Annotated in this window: 5 protein-coding genes; all 5 read left to right on the top strand. The window is 54.3% G+C overall.

The genetic code is table 11. The features are described 5' to 3' along the window. Window positions 1–164: 164 nt before the first annotated feature. On the top strand, window positions 165–758 hold the full coding sequence (locus CA13_RS34625; protein ID WP_419193912.1) for a hypothetical protein: 594 nt from the start codon (window positions 165–167) through the stop codon (window positions 756–758). A gap of 188 nt (window positions 759–946) precedes the next feature. Further along, window positions 947–1,168 carry an addiction module protein gene (locus tag CA13_RS03975; RefSeq protein ID WP_146394696.1) on the top strand — a complete coding sequence of 74 codons (222 nt, stop codon included), beginning with the start codon at window positions 947–949 and terminating at the stop codon, window positions 1,166–1,168. Continuing rightward, the gene (locus CA13_RS03970) at window positions 1,168–1,470 is read left to right on the top strand and encodes a type II toxin-antitoxin system RelE/ParE family toxin (RefSeq protein ID WP_146394695.1); all 303 of its coding nucleotides are present in this window, start codon (window positions 1,168–1,170) and stop codon (window positions 1,468–1,470) included. The genes CA13_RS03975 and CA13_RS03970 overlap by 1 nt, the downstream gene beginning before the upstream one ends. A 235-nt stretch (window positions 1,471–1,705) precedes the next feature. Continuing rightward, window positions 1,706–3,340, top strand: coding sequence for an arylsulfatase (locus CA13_RS03965; RefSeq protein WP_146394694.1), 1,635 nt, complete (start codon window positions 1,706–1,708; stop codon window positions 3,338–3,340). Between the two features lie 509 nt (window positions 3,341–3,849). After that, entirely contained in the window at window positions 3,850–5,334 is a 1,485-nt protein-coding gene (gene ltrA / locus CA13_RS03960) for a group II intron reverse transcriptase/maturase (RefSeq protein ID WP_146394693.1), read from the top strand. Window positions 5,335–5,634 lie beyond the last annotated feature (300 nt).

The raw sequence follows: 5,634 nt of genomic DNA, 5'->3' as shown, positions 1-5,634 counted from the left end.
CACAACGGGAAACCAGTGGCAAACAGGGAATACAAAGTGTAACCTAAACCAAAGAGACCTCGGTCTACTCTCCCGGAGCGACCGGCAGCGCGTTTGCAAATGGAAGGACTTTGGCGGTCGCCCGGTTACGACCGCCTTATCCGACTGAGCATACTGGATCAACTGTGAGGAAGCTCTTTCCACGTCTGACGATTCGCACGATGCTGCTGTTGACGGCGACTGCTGCAATGCTGGCTGCCTACGCATTTCCACGATTGCGGGAATGGCATGAAACTGGTGCCCCATACATCGTTTTGATTGGCGATATTTCACCTCCGTCCTCCGCTGAAACGCAACTTGCATTCCGCGGGCGAGGAAAAGGGGAAGGCGAGGAAAAGGGGAAGGGGGTCGTTTCGCTTAATTACCCCCTTCCCCTTTTTTTGACTGGCCAACCTCAGTGCGTCGTCTCGATCGGTCTTTCGCTTGGTGTTCTTCCAGGACCATGCTTCGTCGTTGGTGCTGCAGACGATGGTTTTGAGTTTTCTCTGGTGACAAACATCGCTGATCCACCCGGACGGGCCGCAGGCTTCCATGACGACGAGGTCGATATCGTTGGACTCGAACAGGTGATTGACGTGAGAGACCTTGGTGAGGATGGTTTCGAATCGGTAGGTCTGATTTTCGGTATCGAAGAAGCAGGCCACCGACTTGAACTTGCCGAGGTCGAGCGAACAGATTATCATGGGACAGTTCCGTGGTTTGAGGTGTCAACGTGTTAAGAGCGATTGATTGTGACCGATCGAGAGATCGAGATCACGGCCTGGTCAGCAGGTGTATCCAGCCGACTCGCCTCAAACCACGGACTTCATGGATTCTTTATCCGACTGAAACGTGTCGTTTCGCAGCGATTTTGGCTGACTCGACGACCAGCATTCTTCGGGATACAATGGAACAAGGAGAACTCCCCATGAATGTTGACCAAACAATTTCCGCTCTTGCCGCCCTTCCAGTCGGCGATCGCTTGCGCGTGGTGCATGCGATCTGGGACACGCTACCCGATGACGTCGATGTTTCGGTCACCCCAAAACAGCAAGCAGAACTTGACCGTCGTTTGGCTGCCCACCGGGACGATCCTAGCACGGCAATCTCACACGACGAACTGATGCGGCGTGTTGAGAACCGACGCTGATGTGGCACTTGTCCTACCGACCCGAGGTTGAAGACGATCTTGTCGACGCCACGGTTTGGTACGATGACAAACGTGCTGGACTGGGTAACGAATTCATCGTCGAGTACCTGTCTGCAATCCGCCGCATTCGTGATAACCCTTTACTTTTTGCGATTGCTGCAAATGGACTTCGTCCTTGTCGCTTAAAGCGGTTTTCGTACATCATTCATTTCGATGTTGACGCAAATGACGTGTTGATAGTTGCTCTGATGGGCACCGAGCGTGACGAGTCCGCATTCATTCATCGTAACGAATCTCCATGAACTGCATTCCGATTTAGCCCGACAGAGGGGCGGATTCCGTCAAGATAGGCGATATGCACCGCATGGCGGATAGTTCATCCCAGGCCACCCCGAGACGACGCCTCGTGATTTAGATAACCAAACGATGAACCGCAGTCGGCCACGAGCGTTTGCTCCAGTGATTGCGGCGATCGGGCCGACGCGGTGATCCTGGGCGTTCGGCAACATTGGTCACTCAAATATGCGATACAAATACATGAAACGTTTCCTGTCGTTACTGCTCGTATTTGCATTGGCTGTTGACTCGTTTGCGGCAGCAGCAAACGCCTCTGGGCGAAGACCTAACATCCTTCTCGTCATGGCGGACGACATGGGGTGGACGGACCTCGGCCGATTCGGTAGCGAGATTGCCACGCCAAATCTCGACCGACTGGCAAAACGCGGCCTCACGTTCACTGATTTTCATGTCTCGGTGTCTTGTTCCCCAACCCGCTCGATGCTCCTCTCCGGCAACGACAATCACATCGTTGGCCTTGGGAACATGGGTGAACTTCTCACAGAGCACCAAAAAGGAAGGCCTGGATACGAAGGTTACCTGAATGATCGTGTCGTCTCGTTGGCCGAGACGCTTCTTGCTGGCGGTTACCACACCTACATGGCGGGCAAATGGCACCTCGGGCACAAGAAAGGAAACTTGCCTTTCGATCGAGGTTTTGAGCGAACCTTCTCTCTTCTCGTTGGAGGAGCAAGTCATTGGGGAGACCGCCTCGGACTCCTCCCTTCGGATGATCCCGCAGAGTACTCAAAGAATGGAGCGTACCTGGAGGAACTTCCGGAAAATTTCTACTCAAGCAGGAGCTACGCGGATTTTCTCATGGAATCGATCCGGAGCAACCAAGGAGATGGTAAGCCATTTCTTGCCTATCTCGCCTTCACGGCCCCGCATGATCCGGTGCATGTTCCCGAGCCCTGGTTGTCGAAGTATCGAGGCAAATACGATCAGGGTTACGGACTACTGAAGAAGCAGCGATGGGAAGCCGCGAAGAAGTTGGGGATCGTGCCTCAGGACGCTGAACTGGCTGCAGTACATCCGTTGCTCAAAGAGTGGAGTGAACTCAGCGACGACGAACGTGCCATGGAGGCGCGCGGCATGGAAGTCTACGCGGGGATGCTCGAAGCCATGGACTACCACTACGGGAGAGTGATTGATTTCCTGAAAGACATCGGCGAGTATGAGAACACAATCGTAATCTTCCTCTCCGATAATGGGCCGAATCCATGGTATTCGGACGAGTATCCCGGGGCCGCAGATCCCAGTTTCAAGGACCAGTTCGACAATCGTCTCGAGAACATCGGGCATCCGCGTTCGAACTACGCTTACGGCATTGGTTTCGGCAGCGCTTCCGCTGGACCGCTGAACAAGTTTAAAATGACGGTCGGCGAGGGGGGGATTCGCTCTCCTTTCCTGATCGCAGGACCGGGCGTCAAAGGAGGCCGTCAGATCGACGCCTTTGCATACGTGACTGATGTCATGCCGACGATCCTTGAGCTTGCAAGTGTCAGCCAGCTTCCCAAGTTTAAGGGGAGCACTATGGAGCCGATGCGAGGGCGATCCTTGGTAGGCCTGCTCGACGGGAGCAGCAAAGCGGTCTATGGCCCGGAGGAGTTCGTCGGCGGTGAAATGGGAGGAGGCAAGTGGATGCGGCAGGGAGACCTGAAGGCTGTCATCGTTCCCAAACCCTATGGAACGGGGGAGTGGAGCCTCCACGATGTCGCAAAGGACCCAGGTGAAGCGAAGGACCTGTCAGCAGATATGCCCGAGAGGCTTAACCAGTTGATGGCTGCGTGGAATGACTACGCCAAGGAAGTCGGGATCGTTCCTGCCGAGTAGCGATAGACTGAGTTGACCGACTCGCTGGAGCAATGAGGCCGAACCATGCCGTGAACGTGCGGACTGGCAAGGTCTGATTGACTAGCGGGTGGAAATCCCGCCTGGGTAAGTGCTAGCCACACGCCCAGTATCGAGTGTTGCAGCCGAAGTATAAGGGCCCAAAGCAATTGTCTGCTGTCGCAGGTGGTTCCCCGAAGTCTTCGATTGAAGCGTACACAGAGAGGTAGTGAGGATGAATGGATCACAGGTGGCCCTGTGACCGTGAACGGGATTAGCTCCGAAATTAGGTACCTGTTGGATTCTGCCCAAGGTTTGTTCACGCCCCAAGGCAACACTTCACGACGCGTCATTGGCGAGCCTCGTGAAGAGACCTGGAGTCGGCGCCCCATTCGCTCTACACATCATGTGAATCAGGCAACCAGTGAGGCCCTGAGGTTCTTGATCGACCGCAAGCAGACCAGCTTGCTCGATCGAGTATGTCCTAGAAGTGGAATAAGCAACGAAGACAAATGACTTTCAGGGAATCGGACGACCGAATAGTACCGCTGCAGCCCGAAGACCAATCGGGAAGTGACAAGCCGAGTAATATCGGTGTAGGGAAGGCGGTCGGGATTTCACGCGATCCAGACCAGGCACTGCCCGTACTCAGAGACGGAACCTCAGTGATAACCCGGCTGGATCGCACCTTTCAAAGAGCGAAGGGAGCCCCAGAAGCGGTTTTCAATAACCTCTTCTCGATGCTCAACTATGAGTTGTTGTGGTACGCCTTTCGCCGACTAAAACGAGGCAAAACGCCAGGAGTCGACAACGTCACGGTCGAGGACTACGAGGAGGATCTCGAAGCGAACCTTCGCGACTTGCTCCAGCGACTTCATCGTGGCAGTTATCGCCCGAAGCCCAGTTTGCGAAAGAACATCCCGAAAGGGAATGGGAAGACGCGATCGCTGGGAATCGCTTGCGTCGAAGACAAAATTGTCCAACGCGCAGTCGTGACGATCTTGGAGCAAATCTACGAAGTCGACTTCTATGACTTCTCGTATGGTTATCGCCCTGGGAAATCGTGTCATGAGGCTTTAGCGACTCTTGGTGGGATCATCGCCACGCGGAAAGTGAACTGGATCAGTGACGCGGATATCAGAGGTTTCTTTGATAATTTGAGTCAGGAGCGTTTAGGCGAGCTGTTGCGGAAACGTATCAGCGACCCGAAACTGCTTCGGCTGATCGAACGTTTTCTCGAAGCAGGCGTGATGATCGATGGCCAGTTGCAGGCAACCGAAGAGGGTGTCCCCCAAGGGGCCAGTCTCTCACCGATACTAGCCAATGTGTACTTACACTACGTGTTAGATGAATGGTTCGAACAAGAAGTCAAACCGCGGCTCGGAGGCGAAGCGTACTTGCTGCGCTTTGCTGACGACTTCCTTTGTTGCTTCGAACTCGAATCTGATGCGGTGCGATACCAAACGGTCTTGCCCAAGCGATTGGATCGGTTCTCGTTATGTGTCGCCGAGGACAAAACGAAGTTGTTACGGTTCGGACGCTTGGCCCGTCGCGATTGCCAGCGACTGGGCGAAGGTGCTCCGGGCACTTTCGACTTCCTCGGATTTACTCATTACTGTGGTCGTAGTCGAGCAGGCAGGTTCAAACTGAAAAGGAAGACGTCTGGCAAGAAGATGCGAGTGAAGTTGGCGGAGATGCGTCTCTGGTTTCATCATCAGCTATCGACTCCGGTGGGCGAAATGTGGCCGGTGCTTAACGCGAAACTTCGTGGTCACTACCAGTATTACGGTATCAATGATAATTGGCCGTTGCTGGCGGCGTATCGCAGTAAGGTTCGCCGGATGGCGAAGCGTCACTTGAGTCGCCGGAGCCAGAACAGCTATGTGAACTGGGATGATTTCAATCGCTTCACGGATCTTCATCCGCTGGTAAATCCGAAGTGTTTGACGGACTTGATCGCTATGGACCGCAAGTTACGCAGTACGCGAGGCAAGTGAAATCTGGGAGCCGGATGCGTTAAAGGCGCACGTCCGGATCTACGAGGGGCCGAGGGTCAATGCGGCAAGGTTCGAATCTTGTGACACCACAACGGGAAACCAGTGGCAAACAGGGAATACAAAGTGTAACCTAAACCAAAGAGACCTCGGTCTACTCTCCCGGAGCGGCGATGGTGAACGGTTTTGAGATGGACAATCTTTCGTCGCCGCCCGGTTACGGCTACCGTTATCACACTCCGGGCGATTTGCTCTGCAAGGTGTGCGCTGTTGATGATCCCTTTGCGTCTGTTTGGTCCACAA

Source organism: Novipirellula herctigrandis (assembly GCA_007859835.1).
GTDB lineage: Bacteria > Planctomycetota > Planctomycetia > Pirellulales > Pirellulaceae > Novipirellula_A > Novipirellula_A herctigrandis.
This window is presented reverse-complemented; position numbering and strand designations above follow the sequence as displayed.